Source organism: Streptomyces klenkii (assembly GCF_003626645.1).
GTDB lineage: Bacteria > Actinomycetota > Actinomycetes > Streptomycetales > Streptomycetaceae > Streptomyces > Streptomyces klenkii.
Genome location: NZ_RBAM01000002.1, coordinates 348076 through 364504 on the forward strand (window position 1 = coordinate 348076; position 16429 = coordinate 364504).

Annotated in this window: 17 protein-coding genes; 10 read left to right on the forward strand and 7 right to left on the reverse strand. The window is 73.8% G+C overall.

The genetic code is table 11. From position 1 onward, the window contains the following. Positions 1 to 71 precede the first annotated feature (71 nt). Positions 72 to 773, forward strand: coding sequence for a DUF3592 domain-containing protein (locus D7231_RS04925; protein WP_120753686.1), 702 nt, complete (start codon positions 72 to 74; stop codon positions 771 to 773). Here the strand turns inward: D7231_RS04925 and D7231_RS04930 are convergent. Continuing rightward, entirely contained in the window at positions 763 to 1710 is a 948-nt protein-coding gene (locus D7231_RS04930; RefSeq protein ID WP_241999573.1) for a LysR family transcriptional regulator, read from the reverse strand. The two genes, D7231_RS04925 and D7231_RS04930, sit on opposite strands and share 11 nt — an antisense overlap. A gap of 101 nt (positions 1711 to 1811) precedes the next feature. Between D7231_RS04930 and D7231_RS04935 the strand changes: the two genes are divergently transcribed. Both D7231_RS04935 and D7231_RS04940 read left to right on the forward strand, forming a co-directional pair. Beyond that, positions 1812 to 3026: an MFS transporter gene (locus tag D7231_RS04935; RefSeq protein ID WP_120753995.1), complete on the forward strand. Its 1215-nt coding sequence runs from the start codon at positions 1812 to 1814 to the stop codon at positions 3024 to 3026. Between the two features lie 114 nt (positions 3027 to 3140). After that, positions 3141 to 3539: an ATP-binding protein gene (locus D7231_RS04940; protein WP_120753687.1), complete on the forward strand. Its 399-nt coding sequence runs from the start codon at positions 3141 to 3143 to the stop codon at positions 3537 to 3539. Between the two features lie 86 nt (positions 3540 to 3625). On the opposite strand, the gene D7231_RS04945 is transcribed toward D7231_RS04940, so the two are convergent. Beyond that, positions 3626 to 4516 carry an RNA polymerase sigma factor SigF gene (locus tag D7231_RS04945; protein ID WP_391474060.1) on the reverse strand — a complete coding sequence of 297 codons (891 nt, stop codon included), beginning with the start codon at positions 4514 to 4516 and terminating at the stop codon, positions 3626 to 3628. A 295-nt stretch (positions 4517 to 4811) separates the two neighbouring features. Between D7231_RS04945 and D7231_RS04950 the strand changes: the two genes are divergently transcribed. After that, positions 4812 to 5516 (forward strand): HAD family acid phosphatase, encoded by a 705-nt coding sequence (locus D7231_RS04950; protein ID WP_120753689.1) that lies wholly within the window; start codon positions 4812 to 4814, stop codon positions 5514 to 5516. A 62-nt stretch (positions 5517 to 5578) separates the two neighbouring features. Here D7231_RS04950 and D7231_RS04955 read toward each other — a convergent pair whose 3' ends face one another. Beyond that, positions 5579 to 5842 carry a hypothetical protein gene (locus D7231_RS04955; RefSeq protein ID WP_030366288.1) on the reverse strand — a complete coding sequence of 88 codons (264 nt, stop codon included), beginning with the start codon at positions 5840 to 5842 and terminating at the stop codon, positions 5579 to 5581. Between the two features lie 161 nt (positions 5843 to 6003). Here D7231_RS04955 and D7231_RS04960 point away from each other — a divergent pair, with 161 nt between their 5' ends. Together D7231_RS04960 and D7231_RS04965 are read left to right on the forward strand one after the other, a co-directional pair. Beyond that, complete coding sequence (locus D7231_RS04960; protein WP_120753690.1) at positions 6004 to 6426, forward strand: ArsR/SmtB family transcription factor; 423 nt, start codon at positions 6004 to 6006, stop codon at positions 6424 to 6426. Continuing rightward, positions 6410 to 9148, forward strand: coding sequence for an HAD-IC family P-type ATPase (locus D7231_RS04965; RefSeq protein ID WP_120753996.1), 2739 nt, complete (start codon positions 6410 to 6412; stop codon positions 9146 to 9148). Before D7231_RS04960 ends, D7231_RS04965 begins: the two co-directional genes overlap by 17 nt. Positions 9149 to 9165: 17 nt before the next feature. On the opposite strand, the gene sodN is transcribed toward D7231_RS04965, so the two are convergent. Next, complete coding sequence (gene sodN, locus D7231_RS04970; RefSeq protein WP_120753691.1) at positions 9166 to 9561, reverse strand: superoxide dismutase, Ni; 396 nt, start codon at positions 9559 to 9561, stop codon at positions 9166 to 9168. A gap of 144 nt (positions 9562 to 9705) precedes the next feature. Here sodN and sodX point away from each other — a divergent pair, with 144 nt between their 5' ends. After that, positions 9706 to 10176 carry a nickel-type superoxide dismutase maturation protease gene (gene sodX, locus D7231_RS04975; protein WP_194960579.1) on the forward strand — a complete coding sequence of 157 codons (471 nt, stop codon included), beginning with the start codon at positions 9706 to 9708 and terminating at the stop codon, positions 10174 to 10176. Here sodX and D7231_RS04980 read toward each other — a convergent pair. After that, on the reverse strand, positions 10062 to 10709 hold the full coding sequence (locus D7231_RS04980) for a CGNR zinc finger domain-containing protein (protein ID WP_120753692.1): 648 nt from the start codon (positions 10707 to 10709) through the stop codon (positions 10062 to 10064). The genes sodX and D7231_RS04980 overlap by 115 nt on opposite strands. 104 nt (positions 10710 to 10813) lie before the next feature. Between D7231_RS04980 and D7231_RS04985 the strand changes: the two genes are divergently transcribed. Both D7231_RS04985 and D7231_RS04990 read left to right on the forward strand, forming a co-directional pair. Continuing rightward, positions 10814 to 11575, forward strand: a complete 762-nt coding sequence (locus D7231_RS04985) for a class I SAM-dependent methyltransferase (protein WP_120753693.1) — start codon at positions 10814 to 10816, stop codon at positions 11573 to 11575. A gap of 158 nt (positions 11576 to 11733) precedes the next feature. Beyond that, positions 11734 to 12321, forward strand: coding sequence for a Uma2 family endonuclease (locus tag D7231_RS04990; protein WP_241999574.1), 588 nt, complete (start codon positions 11734 to 11736; stop codon positions 12319 to 12321). Here the strand turns inward: D7231_RS04990 and D7231_RS04995 are convergent. Both D7231_RS04995 and D7231_RS05000 read right to left on the reverse strand, forming a co-directional pair. Beyond that, positions 12318 to 13760, reverse strand: a complete 1443-nt coding sequence (locus D7231_RS04995) for a cellulase family glycosylhydrolase (RefSeq protein WP_120753694.1) — start codon at positions 13758 to 13760, stop codon at positions 12318 to 12320. The genes D7231_RS04990 and D7231_RS04995 overlap by 4 nt on opposite strands. 7 nt (positions 13761 to 13767) lie before the next feature. Beyond that, positions 13768 to 14730 (reverse strand): zinc-binding dehydrogenase, encoded by a 963-nt coding sequence (locus tag D7231_RS05000; protein ID WP_120753695.1) that lies wholly within the window; start codon positions 14728 to 14730, stop codon positions 13768 to 13770. Between the two features lie 208 nt (positions 14731 to 14938). On the opposite strand from D7231_RS05000, the gene D7231_RS05005 reads away from it, so the two are divergent. Then, a complete protein-coding gene (locus tag D7231_RS05005) occupies positions 14939 to 16360 on the forward strand; it encodes a TolB family protein (RefSeq protein WP_120753696.1) in 1422 nt (473 codons plus the stop codon). Positions 16361 to 16429 lie beyond the last annotated feature (69 nt).

A 16429-nucleotide genomic window follows, 5' to 3' on the forward strand; every position in this document is an offset into this window, starting at 1 on the left:
GCCATGGTGTCCGGACTCCCGACAGAGTTGAATATGCGCACACACGTACGACATCGGGGGGTTCACCGCTCATGCTCGACTTCTTCGTCCTGACGCTGCCCGGCCTGATGGCGGCCGCGGGGATCGCCGGGATGGTGTGGGCGGTGGTGCGGATGCGGCGGCTGCGGGCCGCGTGGCGCAGTGGCATCGAGGTCCCGGGCCGCTGCCTGCGGCTGTACGCGACGACGACCACCCGCCGGCAGGGCACGCACCGGTCGTCCTCGACGACGCTGCACCACGTCTACGAGTTCACCGCCGCGGACGGGGCGCACCACCGCTTCGAGGAGGCGGGCGGGCCGGCGACGGTCATCGAGGGCGACGCGGTCACCGTCCGCTATCCGCAGGGCCGCCCGGACCGGGCCACGGCCCTGCCGCCGGGGGACGTCAGGACCTGGGTGGGGACGGGCGTCCTGCTGGCGTTCCTGGCGGTGTTCGTGACCGGGTGCGTGGGCTTCGGGGTCTTCTACCTGACCGTCTTCAAGCCCATCGGGGAGAAGGCCGAGGAGCGCGTCAGGGAGCCTTGGCGTCCGCCGTCGGCGGCCCCCGTCACTCCGCCGCCCGCCACTCCGTCACCTGTCACTCCCTCGCCTGTCGCCCCGCCGCCCGCGCCGTCCCTGCCGGACGGCCCGCCGGACGACTTCCCTTCGGGACTCCCGAGCGGATTCCCCACCGGAATGCCGAGCGGGTTCCCGACCGGCTTCCCCACGGGCTTCCCCGGCGGCGTCAGCAGATAGCGGCGGCCCGGCCTGCGACGGCCGCCAGCACCTGCCCGAACGCCCGCAGCCGTGCCGTCTCCCCGCCCCGCCGCCGTACGAGCCCCAGGGCCGAGTCGGGCAGGCCGGTCACCGGCACGAAGGTGATGTCGCGGCGCGCGTGGTAGTCGGCCGTGGCCCGGCACAGGAGCATTCCGGCGCGGCCCGCGGCCGTGAGCGTGATGCCCTCCTGAAGGGTCGTCACCTCCGGGCCGCGGGGGACGGGACGGCCGCCGGGCGTGACGGCGGGGGCCTGCGCCTCGCGCCAGTACGCGGGGGCCGGGCCGGCGGGCACCACGAGCGGGCAGTCCGCGAGCTCCTCCGCCGCGACCTCGGCGCGCCCGGCGAAGGGGTGCCGGACGGACACCGCCAGGGTCTGCGGCTGCCGGGAGAAGACCGGGCCCACGGCCAGGGACGGCTCGGCCACGGGCAGCAGCACCACCGCCGCGTCGACCTCGCCGCCGCGCACGGCGCCGAAGGGATCGCTCAGCGGGATCTCCACGAGCTCGACCGCGCACCCCGGGTGGCGGTCCTGGAACGTGCCCACGGCCTCCGTCACCCCGCCCCCCGCCATGCCCTGGAAGCCGATCCGCAGGGTGCCGTCCACGCCCCGGGCGGCGTCCCGGGCGTCGCCGACGGCCCCCGCCAGGGCCTCGTACGCGGGCCGCAGCCCGGCCAGGAACCGCTCGCCGAGCGGCGTGAGCGCCACGCGCCGGCTGGTGCGGTCGAACAGCCGGGCGCCGACGCGGCCTTCGAGGGAGCGCAGGAGCTGGCTGATCCGGCCCTGGGACACGTACAGGCGCTCGCCGGCCCGGCCGAAGTGCAGTTCCTCGGCGAGGACGAGGAAGGCTTCGAGCTCCCTGAGGTCCGCGCCCACGCCGATGCCTACGCCCACGCCTACGCCGATGCCCGTGCCCACGTCGTACCCCCGCCGTAGTCCTGCCGTCCATTAGCTCCGCTCATTGAAGGATGAGAGGTCCGGCGTTGTTCCCGGGCGCGGCCGTACCGAGGCTCGTGACCATGAACACGTACGTGAAGGCGAAGGGCAACGCGAAGGCGCGGGGCGGCTGGCCCGCCGTGGCGGCGGTCGCCGCAGGGACGTTCTCGGTCGTGACCAGCGAGATGCTCCCCGTGGGCCTGCTCACCCCGATCGGCTCCGGGCTCGGCGTCCCGGCGGGCACGGCCGGGCTGACGATGACCGTGCCGGGCCTCGTGGCGGCCGTGGCCGCGCCCGCGGTGCCGGCGGCCGCGGGGCGGCTCGACCGGAGGTGGGTGCTCGTGGGGCTCATGGGCCTGCTGGCCGTGGCGAACCTGCTGTCGGCTGCGGCGCCCCACATCGCGGTCCTGGTGGCGCTGCGGGTGCTGGTGGGGCTGTGCATCGGGGGAGTGTGGGCCGTGGCGGCCGGGCTGGCGGTGCGGCTGGTGCCGGAGCGGTCGGTGGGACCGGCGACGTCGCTGATCTTCAGCGGTATAGCCGTGGCGTCGGTGCTGGGCGTGCCGGCCGGGACCCTTGCGGGCGGACTGGACGGCTGGCGGGTGGCGTTTGCCGCCGTGGGCGTGCTGTCCCTCGCCGTGGCGGCGGCGCTCGCGCTGCTGCTGCCCCCGCTGCCGCCGGAGCGCGCCGTGCGGCCGGCGGAGGTCGCGGGGCTGCTGCGGGTCCCCGGCGTACGGGCGGGCCTGCTGGTCGTCCTGCTGCTGGTGACCGGGCACTTCGCGGGCTACACCTTCGTCCGGCCCGTCCTGGAGCGGGCGTCCGGTGCCGGTGCCGGCCTGATCAGCGGACTGCTGCTGGCGTACGGCGCGGCGGGCGTGGCCGGCAACTTCCTGGCGGGCACGGCCGCCGCGCGCAGCCCGCGCCGCGCCCTGCTGGTGATCTCGGCGGCGCTGGCCGTCGTGGTCCCGGCGATGTCCGTGCCGGCGGGCGGCGTGCTCGCGGCCGGCGTCCTCGTCGTGGCGTGGGGGCTGGCGTACGGAGGGGTGTCGGTCGCCACGCAGGGGCTGCTGACGGCGTCGGCCCCGGCGGCGCGGGAGGCGGCGTCGGCCCTCTTCGTCTCGGCGTTCAACGCGGCGATCGCGCTGGGGGCGCTGCTGGGCGGGCGGGCCGTGGACGCGGTGTCGCTGCCGGCGGCGCTGTGGCTGGGCGGGCTGCTGGTGGCGGGCGCGCTGGGGGTACTGGTGAGCGCGCGGCCGCGGGCGGGGGAGCGGCGGGCCCGGGAAGCGCCTGCCATACGGTGACGAACCCCTCGTCCCGCGGTGGTCATGACCCGGCGATCGCTGGGTATACGCGGCACGACGGACACGAACAGCCAGGTCAGCAACGAAACAGGTCAGCAACGAGGGAGCCGCCGGATGGTTGTGATCGAAGCCCCGTACGGGGACGCCGCCGGCGCGCGTCACGCGACGGCGGAGTTCCTGGCGCGCCACTGTCCCTGGGCGGATCCGGACGCCGTCGTCCTCGTGGTGTCCGAGCTGGTCACCAATGCCATCCGGCACGCGGGCGGCTGGTGGCGGCTGTGCGTGCGCGCTGTGCAGGACCGGCTGGTGGTGGAGATCGCCGACGCGAGCCCGCGGCCGCCGCAGCCGCGCACCCCGGACTTCGGCGGGGGCGGCGGGCTGGGCTGGCACATGGTGGAGCGGCTGGCCGGCCTGCTGGAGGTGGACCGGCGGCCGGACGGGAAGACCGTCCGGGCGACGTGGCTGGTGCCGGCGGCGACGGGGCCGGCGGCACCGGCACCGGCGGTGGCGTAGCGGGGCGGGCGTAGCGGGCGTAGCGCCGCGGGCCGGGTACCCGGGGGCACCCGGCCCGCGGCGCCGCTACCTCTTACCTCTGCTGCTTACCTCTGCCTCTGCGCGTGCCCCTGCCCGAGCATCCCCGCCCGGAGCCGTCCCAGGATCCGGGTCAGCAGCCGCGAGACGTGCATCTGCGAGATGCCCAGCTCCGCGCCGATCTCCGACTGGGTCATCTCCCCGCCGAACCGCATCCGGAGGATCTTCCGGTCGCGTTCGTCCAGCTCGGCGACGAGCGGTTTGAGCGCGTGCAGGTTCTCCACGCCTTCGAGGGCGGGGTCGAGCCCGCCGAGCCGGTCGGCGTAGGTGGTGCCGGTCTGCTCGGAGCCGTCGTCCACGGGGACGTCGATCGAGCCGGCCGTATAGCCGTTGCCGGCGACGATGCCCTCGACGACCTCCTCGCGGCTGATGCCGAGGTGCTCGGCCAGCTCGGCGGGGGTCGGCGCGTGGTCGAGCTCCTGGGAGAGCTCGCTGGTGGCCTTCGCGAGCTCGACGCGCAGCTCCTGGAGGCGCCGCGGTACGTGCACCGACCAGCCGGTGTCGCGGAAGTGCCGCTTGATCTCGCCGACGATGTACGGCACGGCGAAGGTCGTGAACTCCACCTCGCGCGAGAGGTCGAACCGGTCGATCGCCTTGATCAGCCCGATCGTGCCGACCTGGATGATGTCCTCCATCTGGTCGCCGCGGCTGCGGAACCGGGAGGCGGCGAAGCGGACGAGCGAGAGGTTGATCTCGATCAGGGTGTTCCGTGCGTACTGGTAGGCGCGGGTGCCCTCTTCCAGCTCCCGCAGCCGTGCGAAGAAGAGCCCGGACAGCGCGCGGGCGTCCCGCGGCGCAACTGTGGTCGCGTCCTCGATGTACGGCAGCCCCCCGACCGCTTCTTCGAGCCGCTGCGGGGCAGCCGCCGAATGCTCCGTCGTAAACGTGGATGCCGTGATGGTCACATCGTCCTCCCCAGATCCGTAGGTGACCCCCGCCCGCCTACCCGGCGACCCGTGGCCCATGCCTCCCGGTTCGGGGACCGGCGCGTAAACGGAAGAAAATACGACGGATCGTCAGCCGATGGGCGTACGACAGGACCAGGGCAGGACGCGTGAGCGGGCGCGGATGCGGACGCCGGGGTGGACGCGGGGGTGGATGCGGGGGCGGGTGCACGGACCGGGCAGCCCCGCGACGCCGGACGGCCACCCGCGCGTTCCCTGCGCGTCACTGACGGACGTGAACATGCCACGCATGACCGCACCGATTCCGGCCCGTCGCGCAGCCCTCGCCCTCGCCGCCACCGTCCTGGCCACGGCCGCGACCGCCGCCACCGCCACGGCCGCGACCGCCGCCGACAGCCCCGCCGCCGTCACCACGAACACCACGGCGAGCGCGAGCACGAACGCGAACGCGAGCACGATTGCCGGCGCCGCTGCACACACCTCCGGCACCGCGGGCCTCAAGGGCGTCGACTACGCCACCTGGCAGCGCGACGTCCAGGCCGTCATCGACCAGGCCCTGCCCTACGTCAAGGACCGCACGGCGAACGCGCACGGCCGGAAGCAGGCCATCGTCCTCGACATCGACAACAGCTCGCTGGAGACCGACTTCCACTGGACGTACCCCACGCCGGCCATCAAGCCGGTGCTGGACCTGACCCGGTACGCGAACGCCCGCGGCGCCGCGATCTTCTTCGTCACCGCGCGCCCCGGCATCCTCGACGGGCTCACCGAGCACAACCTGCGCAACGTCGGCTACCCGGTCAGCGGCCTGTACGTACGCCACCTCCCCGACCTCTTCCACGAGGTGAGCACGTACAAGACCGCCAAGCGCGCCGAGATCGAGAACAACGGCTACACGATCATCGCGAACATCGGAAACAACAACAGCGACCTGGTGGGCGGCCACGCCGAGCGGACCTTCAAGCTGCCGGACTACGACGGCAAGCTCTCCTGAACCGCTCCTGCGTCGCTACTGAACCGCTACTGATCTCCTGAACCACCCGGCCCGTACGGACATCAGTGCCGCGCCTTCGCCCGGTCGAGCGCGGCCACGCCCAGCGCGGCCAGGCCGATCTGGATGAGCCACTCGATCCAGTCGATCCCCTTGGTGTCGTCGACGCCCAGCCAGTGGGCGATGGCCGCGCCCAGGAACGCCGCGGCGATGCCCACCACGATCGTCCACAGCACGCCGATGTGCTGGCGGCCCGGCACGACCAGCCGCCCCAGCACGCCGATGATCAGACCGATGATGATTGCACTGAAAATTCCGGAGATTTCCACGGCTCCCCCTCTTGCAGCCTGTTGCCGCCCTTCCAGACCGGTTCCTCTCGGTACTTCTGCCCAGCCTCGGGGCGGCGCATGTCCGCCCGTCCGCCCGCCGCGCCCTGCCTAGACTGGTCGTGCCGGGCACAGGGAAGCGCGGCAGGAACGGGAGAGCGACTGTGGCCGCAGGTGTCGGAAGCTTCGAGGACGTCGAAGAGGACTTCGGCGAGGGCCTCGGCGACCCCGCGGCGGACGTGCTCACCGAGGCCGCCGCCGCGTTCGGGCTGCTCGCCTCGCCCGCCCGGCTCCACCTCGTGTGGGCCCTGGCCCAGGGCGAGAGCGACGTCACCGCCCTCGCCGAGCGGGTCGGCGGCGCGCTGCCCGCGATCAGCCAGCACCTCGCGAAGCTGAAGCTGGCCGGGCTCGTGCGGTCGCGCCGCGAGGGGCGGCGCATGGTCTACCTCGTGGACGATCCGCACGTCGTCACGATCGTCCGGCTGATGGTGGGACAGCTCGCCGACCGCAAGGCCGGGGTCGGTGCCGGGGACGCCGGTGCCCTCGGCGCCGCCCGCACCGGGCGCCTCCATGGCCTGGGCGCCTGACCGCCCCGCCGCGCGAGGACCGGCCACCGGCCGCGGAGCAGCCACCGGGCGAGGCGAAGCCGCCGGTGCCACTGCCCTGGAGGTCCTGCGCGCGCTGGAGAGCGGGCCGCGCGGACTGGTGGAGGCCGAGGCCGACGCGCGGCTCGCGCGCCACGGCGAGAACGTCTTCCCCGGCCGCCGCCCCGACCCCTGGCCGCGCCGCTTCGCGCGCAGCCTGCGCGACCCCTTCACCGCCGTCCTCCTCTCCCTCGGCCTGGTCTCGGCGGCCCTCGCCGCCTGGGGCACCGCCTGCGTGATCGCCGTCCTGGTCACGGTCAGCTGCGTGCTGCGCGCCACCGGAGAGCACCGCGCCGACCGCTCGGCGGCCGCCCTGCGCGAGCTGGTGGCCACCACCGCGACCGTCCGCCGCCGCCCCGCGGAGCCGGACGCCCCCGTGACCCGCGAGCTGCCCGTCGAACAGCTCGTCCCGGGCGACGTCGTGCTCCTCGCCCCCGGCGACCTCGTCCCCGCCGACCTGCGGCTGCTCCGTACGACGGGCCTGACCGTGCACGAGGCGGCGCTGACCGGCGAGTCCGCGCCCGTCACCAAGGACACGGCCGGCGACCTCTGCCTCCAGGGCAGCAGCGTCGTCTCCGGCAGCGCCACCGGCGTGGTCGTCGCCACCGGCGCGGACACCGTCCTCTCCGGCGCCCTGCCGCGGAACCCCGGCCCGCGCCTGCCCGGCCCCTTCGACCGCTCCGTGAACGGCATCGCCTGGACCCTGGTGCGGTTCATGCTGCTCACCGCGCCCCTGGTGCTCGTCGCGAGCGCGCTGCTGCGCGGCCGCGGCCTGGAGACCCTCCCGTTCGCGGTCGCCGTTGCGGTGGGGCTCACGCCCGAGATGCTGCCGGTCGTCGTGACCACCGCCCTCGCCCGCGGCGCGGCCCTCCTCGCCCGTGGCGGCGAGGTGATCGTGCGGCGGCTGCCCGCGCTGCACGACCTCGGCGCCGTCGACGTGCTGTGCGTCGACAAGACCGGCACCCTCACCCAGGACCGGCCGGTCTTCGACCGCGCGGTCGACGCGGAGGGCCGCGACGACCCGGCCGTGCTCCACTGGGCCGCCGTCGCCGCCCTCTGGACGCTCCACCTCGCCGAGCTCCCCGCGCCCGACGCCCTCGACGAGGCCCTCCTCGACGCCGACGAGGAACGGGGCGGCGGCGCCGACGGCGTCGAGGGCGTCGCGGCGCTGCCGTGCGGGCCCGGGCGCCGCATCGCCTCGGCGCTCGTGCGGGTGCCGGGCGGGTACGAGCCGGGCAGCGGGTACGAACCGGACGGCCCGGAGCCGGTGCTGCCGGGCAACGTCCGTACGCTCACGGGCAGCCGCGGCCGCCGCCCGGCCGCCACGTACGTCCTCGTCGTCAAGGGCGCCGCGGAGGACGTCCTGGAGCGCTGCACGCGCGTGGCGGACGGCACGGGGAGCCCCGGAGCCGGCCGCACCCTCGGCCCCGCGGACCGCGCACGCCTCGCCGCCCGGGCGGACGCCCTCGCGGAGAGCGGCCTGCGGGTGCTCGCCGTCGCCGTGGCCGAGCGGCCCGCGAGCGCGGGCCCGTACGCGCCCGAGGACGAGCGCGAGCTCACTCTCGCCGGCTTCGTCGGCCTGCGCGACGCCCTCGCGCCCACCGCCGCGGAGGCCCTGACCGTCCTCGCCGACCGCGGCGTGGCCGTCAAGGTCCTCACCGGCGACCACCCGGGCACGGCCGCCCGCGCCTGCCGCGAACTAGGCCTGGACCCTGGCGAACCCCTGACCGCCGCCCGGATCGACGCCGCCGGCGACGCCGAACTCGCCCTGCTCGCCGCCCGCACCACCGTCTTCGCCCGCTGCGCCCCCGAGCACAAGGCCCGCGTCGTCCGCGCCCTGCGCACCGCCGGCAGCACGACCGGCTTCCTCGGCGACGGCGTCAACGACCTGGCCGCCCTGCACGCCGCCGACGTCGGCATCTGCCCGCGCGACGGCGTGCCCGTGGCCCGCGAGGCCGCCGACGTCGTCCTCGCCTCGAAGGACCTCACCGCCCTCGGCCGCGCCGTCGTCACCGGCCGCCGCAGCACCGGCCACATCGCCGCCTACCTGCGCATCACGCTCTCGTCCAACCTCGGCAACGTCATCGCGATGCTGACGGCGGGCCTGCTGCTGCCGTTCCTGCCGATGCTGCCCGCCCAGGTCCTCGTGCAGAACCTGTGCTTCGACGCGGCCCAGCTCTCCCTCGCCTACGACCGCCCCGCCGCCACGGTCCACGAGCGGCCCGCGGTCCTGCGGCCCCGCGCGCTGTTCCGCTTCATGACGGCCTTCGGCCTTATCAACGCCGCCGCGGACCTCGCGACCTTCGCCGTCCTGGCCCTCACCCTGCGCTCCGCCGGCAGCACCGGCGGCCAGGCCGCCTTCCACGCCGGCTGGTTCACGGAGAACCTGCTCACCCAGGCCCTGGTGATGCTCCTCCTCCGCGCGGGCCGGGACGCCGCCGAGCGCCGCGCCCCGCTGCCGGTCCGCCTGGCGACCACCGGCCTGGCCGTCGTAGGCCTCCTCCTGCCCCTGTCCCCCCTGGGCCCGCCCCTGGGCATGACGCCCCTGCCGCCGCTGTACTACGCCCTGATGACCGTCGTCCTGACGCTCTACGGGACGGCGCTGGCGGTGGCGCGGGCACGTTACGCCAAAGGCCCGGCAGCACAGCTGCCGGGCCGTAGGTGACGCGTCTTCAGCCTGAATCAGGCCTTCTTCGTCTCCCAGAAGATGCGGTCGATCTCGGCGATGAGCTCCAGCGCCTTCTCGCCCGTCTTCGGGTCGTTGGACGCCTTGGCGGCGCTCAGGGCCTTCAGGGTGTCGTTGACCAGCTGGTGCAGCTGCGGGTACTTCTCGAAGTGCGGCGGCTTGAAGTAGTCGCTCCAGAGCACCGAGACGTGGTGCTTGGCGAGCTCCGCGCGCTGCTCCTTGATGATGAGCGCACGGGCGCGGAAGTCCGCGTCGTCGTTCGCCTGGTACTTCTCCTGGACGGCCTTGACCGACTCCGCCTCGATGCGGGCCTGGGCGGGGTCGTAGACACCGCAGGGCAGGTCGCAGTGGGCGCTGACTCGCACCTTGGGTGCGAACAGGCGGGAGAGCATAGAGCTGTCCTTCCTCGTGATCGTCTTCTCAGGTGCGAGATTACTCGGTGTGGGAAGGCTTTTCTCGGGTGCCCCGGGGGGCTTAGGACAAAAGACCGGTGTCAGTCTGGGACTGGTGGAGGATACGGACCGGGAGGTGCCGTGGTGCAGGAGCAAGTGGACGAGCGCGGGCAGGAGCAGGACCGCGAGCGTCGCGGACTGCTGCGGATCGGGCTGGCCGAGGTCTACAACCCGTCGATGGTGCCGACGCTGAACCCCGGGGACCAGCTCGTCGTCCAGTACGGAGCGGTGGTGCGGCCGGGTGACGTGGTCGTGCTGCGCCACCCGTTCCGGCAGGACCTGCTGATCGTCAAGCGCGCCGTCGAGCGGCGCGAGGGCGGCTGGTGGGTGCGGGGGGACAACCCGCTGGTCGAGAACGACAGCCGGGAGTTCGGCGCCGTGCCGGAGGAGTTCGTGGTCGCCCGCGCGCTGGTGCGGCTGCGGAGGCCCCCGGAGGCGGGTCAGCGCTCGGCCGGCGCGCTGCTGTCGTGGCTGGCGTCGGCGCTCAGGCCGGTGCGGTCGCTGCCCGCGGGGGCCTCGGTCGCGCGGCTCTCCAGGCGCTTGCGGGCCCGGTAGGCGGCGACGTTGGCGCGGGTGGCGCAGCGGTCGGAGCAGTAGCGGCGCGAGCGGTTGGTCGAGGTGTCCAGGTAGGCGTTGCGGCAGGGCGCGGCCTGGCAGATGCCGAGCCGGTCGACCCCGTACTCGGTCAGGTGGACGGCCAGCCCCATGCAGGCGGTGGCCGCGTACGAGGCGCCGGCGTTGGCCGCGTGGTCGGCGATGTGCATGTGCCACTTGGGGCGGCCGTCCTCGTCGCGGTACTCGTGCCCGGATACCTGCGGGCTGACCGGGTATTCCATCAGCAGCGCGTTGAGCAGGTCCACGGCGCGCACCTCGTCGCCCTCGGCGGCCGCTTCGAAGACCGCGCGCAGCCGGGCCCGTACGGCCCGCAGCCGGGTCACGTCGCTGTCGCCCGCGCGCCGTGCGGCCTGCGCGCTGTTGCCGAAGAGCTCGCGCACGGCGTCCACGGAGGTCAGCGTGTCCGTGCCGCGCGCGGGCTCCTCGCTGTTGACCAGCCGCACAGCGAAGTCCGAGTAATAGGCCAGTTCCACTTGTGGTCCTTACGCAGGCGGGTTTAGGGTCGGAGCGCCGACTCTTGTAATGGTCGGTACCTGACCGAGGGTATTACACGCGCGACCCGTTGGAGGGACCCCCCATGACCGAGGCCGTCACCGGCACGGACTGGAGCGCCTGGCAGGACAGCTGGGACCGGCAGCAGGAGTGGTACCTGCCCGACCGCGAGGAGCGGTTCCGCGTCATGCTCGACATGGTCGAGGCCTTCGCCGGCCCCGCGCCCCGTGTGCTCGACCTCGCCTGCGGCACCGGCACCATCACCGCCCGCCTCCTCGCCCGCTTCCCCGGAGCCGAGTCCACGGGCGTCGACCTGGACCCGGCCCTGCTCGCCATCGCCCGCGGCACCTTCGCCGGCGACGACCGCGCCCGCTTCGTCACCGCGGACCTCAAGGACCCGGACTGGACCGCCCGGCTGCCCCACGACCGCTACGACGCCGTCCTCACCGCCACCGCCCTGCACTGGCTCCACTCGGACCCCCTGCGCACCCTCTACGGGCAGCTCGCCGGCCTCGTCCGCGACGGCGGCGTCTTCCTCAACGCCGACCACATGCCCGACCCCGCCACGCCCCGCATCAACGAGGCCGAGCGGGCCCTGCGCCACGCCCGCATGGACCGCGCCAAGGCCGCCGGCGCCGTCGACTGGCGCGCCTGGTGGGACCTCGCCGCCGCCGACCCCGTCCTCGCCGGCCCCACCGCCGAACGCTTCGCGATCTACGGCGAACACGCCGACGGCGACACCCCCTCCGCCGAGTGGCACGCCCGCACCCTCCGCGAAGCGGGCTTCGCGGAGGCCCGCACGGTCTGGAGCTCCCCGTCGGACGCGATGGTGCTCGCGCTGAGGTAGCGGCCGCAGGCGCACAACGGCGGGAGTCGGTACGGGAGGTGCCCCGTACCGCCTCCCGCGTGAGGCACGCCACATCGGCTAAGGCGTATCCGGGCATCCGTGCGTATCGTTGAACTGCGCGGCTGCTGAAACCAGTGGCAGCGGGGAGGAGCGTCACGGTGACCATCGCACTGACCGACAGGACCGAGATGGCCGACAGCGGCGAGCAGAGCTTCGACGACATGTTCGAGCTTCTCTACGAGATCGTCCCCGAGGGGTTCAAGGGCGAGATCGTGGGGGGGGCTATTTTCATGACGCCGCAGAGGAGCACGCACTGGGAGATCATCGCCGACGTGCTCCTGCAAATGAAGATGCGCTTCGGGCGCAGCAGCAAGATCATGTCTGATGTACGCCTGGATCTCCCGGGTAGCGACAACGCCTTCGCTCCCGACCTCTTCAAGCTGTCGGACGACGCTGAGCGGGATGAGAAGAACCGCTGGCGCCATCAGGACGTCGAGTTCGTTCTCGAAGTGATCTCGCGCGGAACCATCGACAACGACTACGGCAAGAAGAAGACTGCGTACGCTGTCGGCGAGATCCCGGTCTACCTGATCGCGAACCCGTATACCGGGCGGTGTCATCTGCATACCCTGCCGAAGGACGGCGAGTACTGGGGCAACCTGACCGTTGAGTTCGGCCAGCCGATCGACCTCACGGACACCGCCCTCGATATGACGCTGGAGACCGACCGCTTCCCCCAGGGCTAGCCCGGCGTCACCGTCACCCTCACCTCACCCGTTCCCGCGCCCACCCCCGCGCGGATCCGTACGACGCCCCGCTCGCCCGGTCGCACCCTCGTCACATCAGCGTGGGCAGGGCCTCTCACCGTGATGTGCCAGCCTCGGGGCGACGGGGGTGTGGACAACTCCGTCACTCCCTTCCCCCGGGGCGTGTACGTCAGGCGGTAGACGGCCGCTCCCGCGTCGTACGACACGGTCCGCACCGACCCCGCCACCGCCGCCGCGTACGGCTCCGCCGTCCGGGACTTGTTCGGCTGGAAGCGGCCCCGCTCGTCCATCGCGCAGTACGCGCCGCCGTAGCACCACGTCCAGCTCGCCCAGCCCGTGGCGTAGCGGGACATGGAGGTGAGGGCGTCGGCGTAGAAGCGGGCCATGTTCGGCAGGGAGCTGTTCAGCGGGCCCCACTCGCCGATGAAGACGGGGATGCGCATCGCGCGCGGGTAGTGCACGACGGCCGCCTCGTAGGCGGAGAGCCAGCCCGAGGCCGGGTCGTAGTCGCGGCCGGCCTCCATGGCGGCGTTGTAGAAGTGCGGGGCGTAGACGACCTTGGGGTCGTGGATACGGCCCAGGCCGGTCGGGACGCCCTCGCCGGCCGCCGGCGTGGGCTCGATGAACAGCCAGTGGCGGCGGTCGACGCGCCGGATCGCCTCGGCGACGCGCTGGTACATGGGGGTGATCTGCGTGGCCTCGATGCGCCGCGCCGCGTCCGGGATGCCCTCCCCCTCCCGCAGCCGGCCCATCGGTTCGTTGATCAGGTCGTAGCCGAACACGGCCGGGTGGTCCGCGAGCCGCCCCGCGAGGACCTGCCACATGCGGGCCTGGGCGCGGCGCAGGTCGTCGTCCTCGTAGAGGTGCTGGAAAGCGGCCTGCACGGCGGGTTCGAAGTATTCGGCGAACCAGTCGTCGGGATGGGTCCGGTACGGCAGGCCGTCGGTGCGGGTGGCCCAGGCGGGGATGCCGCGGTGGCTGCCGAAGGCCGGGCCGTAGACGTCCTGGTGGGCGTCGATCACGACGCGGACGCGGTAGCGGTGCGCCCAGTCCAGGACGCGTTCGATCTTGCGCAGGTAGCGCTCGCTGTAGTGGCCCGGCCGCGGCTCCAGGTCGTCCCAGAACACCGCGAGCCGGGCGAGGTTGAAGCCCTGCGCGGACATGTCGCGCAGGGAGCGCTCGGTGATGTCCGCGGGGGCTTCGTCGCCGCGGTGTTCCTTGTCCGCGAGGTTCCAGCCGCGGAGGGTGAGGGTGCGGCCCTGCTCGTCGGTGAGGGGCGGGATGCCCGGGGCCGCGGCGGTGTCCCGGGCTCCGGGCGCGCGGGCCTCCGCGGCCGTTCCCGGCGCCAGGAGTGCCAGGACCGCGGCTACGGCGAGGAACGCCGCCTTGCGCAAGCGTCGCGAGCGTCTCTTCGGCATCCGCCGTTCATACCGTCAGTACGACCTTGCCGAACAGGTCGCCACCGGCCATCTTTTCGAATCCCTCGCGGGCCCGGTCCAGCGGCAGGACGGTGTCGATGACGGGCCGCAGGCCGCGCGCCGCGCAGAAGCTCAGCAGGTCCGCCAGCTCCTCCTTGGTGCCCATGGTGGAGCCGACGACCTTCAGCTCCAGGAAGAAGATGCGGTTGAGCTCGGCGGCCGGCGGGTTCTGGCCGCTGGTCGCGCCGGAGATCACGAGGGTGCCGCCGGGCTTGAGGGACTTCACCGAGTGCGACCACGTCGCGGCGCCGACGGTCTCGATGACGGCGTCGACCCGGTGCGGCAGCCGCGCCCCCGGCTCGAACGCCGCCTCGGCGCCGAGCTCCACGGCGCGCTCGCGCTTGACCGCGTCCCGGCTGGTCGCGTAGACGCGCAGGCCGGCCGCCGCGCCGAGGGCGATCGCGGCGGTGGCGACGCCGCCGCCCGCGCCCTGCACGAGGACGCTCTGCCCGGGGCGCACGTTCGCGTTGGTGAACAGCATGCGGTACGCGGTGAGCCACGCGGTCGGCATGCAGGCCGCCTCCTCGTAGCTGAGCTCCGCGGGCTTGGGCAGCACGTTCCACGCGGGGACGGCGACGCGCTCGGCGAAGGTGCCCTGGTAGCGCTCGGTGAGGAGGGAGCGCGTCTCCAGCGGGCCCACGCCGTGGCCGGTCTGGCCGATGACGGAGTGGACGACGACATCGTTGCCGTACTCGTCGACACCGGCGGCGTCGCAGCCGAGGATCATCGGCAGGGCTTCCTCGCCGAGGCCGACGCCGCGCAGCGACCACAGGTCGTGGTGGTTGAGCGTCGCCGCCTTGACGTGGACGACCGTCCAGCCGGGGGGCGCCTCCGGCTCGGGGCGCTGCCCCAACTCGAGTCCGTTGAGCGGCTGGTCACGGTCGATGCGTGCGGCGTAGGCGGCGAACATGATCCGAACCTAGCCCCGCCGCCCCGCCGGGCGGAACCTCGCCGTGGTGTGACACGCGCCGCGCCCCGCTTTTGTGTCCAGAACCCCCTGTCGCAACGGCTGTATCCGCGGCGGAGGCTGCGCCTCCTCATTGACCGGGCGTGAGGGCCGGGGGTTGGCTTCGGTTGGCCCCGTGCCACCCGGTGCGGGAGCTCACGGAGGGGGAACCATGCGTTACCCGAACCCGAGTGGCACCGGACCGGTCAGACAGTCCCCACCGATCAGACAGTCCTCACGGATCGGACGGATCAGACGGATCAGAAGGATCGCCGTAGCGGCCGCGTTACTGGGCGGCTGCGTCACCCTGCTGCCCGCCGCTCCCGCGGCCTCCGCGGCCTCCGCAGGGGCGCCGCCCGCCCCGCCCCGCACCGAGCGCGTCAGCGTCGCGAGCGACGGCACCCAGGCCGACGCGGAGTCGTGGGGCGCCTCGCTCAGCGCCGACGGCCGGTACGCCGCCTTCGCGTCCCGGGCCGGCAACCTCGTGCCCGGCGCGGGGCCCGCCGGCCACGTCTTCGTACGGGACCTGCGGACCGGCAGGACCGAGCTGGTCAGCGCGGCGAGCGACGGCACCCCGGCCGGCACCGGGGGCTCGTCGCCGTCGATCAGCGGCGACGGCCGGTACGTCGTCTTCGACTCGGGGGCCGACCTCGCCCCGGGCAGCAATCCGGAGGGCTCCGACGTCTTCGTCCGCGACCGCCGCACGGGGCGGACCGACGTGCTCGTCAAGAACCGCACCGCTGCGGGCGGCTCCAACCACTCGCCGGTCATCAGCACGGACGGCCGCTACGTCGCCTTCGTCTCCGCCCGCGACGACCTCGTGCCCGGCGACACCAACCAGCGGGAGGACGTCTTCGTCCTCGACCGCCTGCGCGGCACCACGCGGCGGGTGAGCGTCGCGAGCGACGGCACCCAGGCCGACGGCATGTCCGGCTACCCGGTGATCAGCGCGGACGGCAGCCGCGTCGGCTTCCGGACGGCGGCCGGCAACCTGGCCCCGGGCGGGCCGCCGAAGCCCGGCAAGGGCCTCGCCCGGCCCGGCCTCTACGGCTTCTGCGTGCACGACCTGCGCACCGGCCGCACCGAGCGGGCCGCCGAGACGTACGAGGGACTGCCCGCGCTGGTCACCGGCGGCATCGGCCTCAGCCCCGACGGCCGGTACGCGCTCTTCTCCAGCCCCGAGCGGGTGGCGGAGGACGACACCAACGGCGCCCAGGACGTCTACGCCAAGGACCTCCTGACGGGGGCCACCCGGCGCCTGAGTCTCGCGGCCGACGGCTCCCAGGCCGACGGGAGCTCCTACGGGGGCGCCGCGATGAGCGCCGACAACCGGCGCGTGTTCTTCGCCTCCGACGCCGCCAACCTGGTGCCCGGCGACACCAACGACCGGCAGGACGTCTTCGTACGGGACCTCCGTACCGGCGCCGTGGAACGGCTCAACGTCGCCGCGGACGGAACCCAGGACAACGGCACCGCGGGCGAGGTCCGGACCGACCTGCTGGGCCGGACGGCCGTCTTCAACAGCTGGGGCAGCAACCTGGTGCCCGGTGACACCAACGGCAGCGGGGACGTGTTCGTACGGCGGCTCGGCTGATCCACGAAAACCGGGCCGCACCCCCCCCGGAAGGGAGTGCGGCCCGGTCTCGTACACGTACGGCTGCAC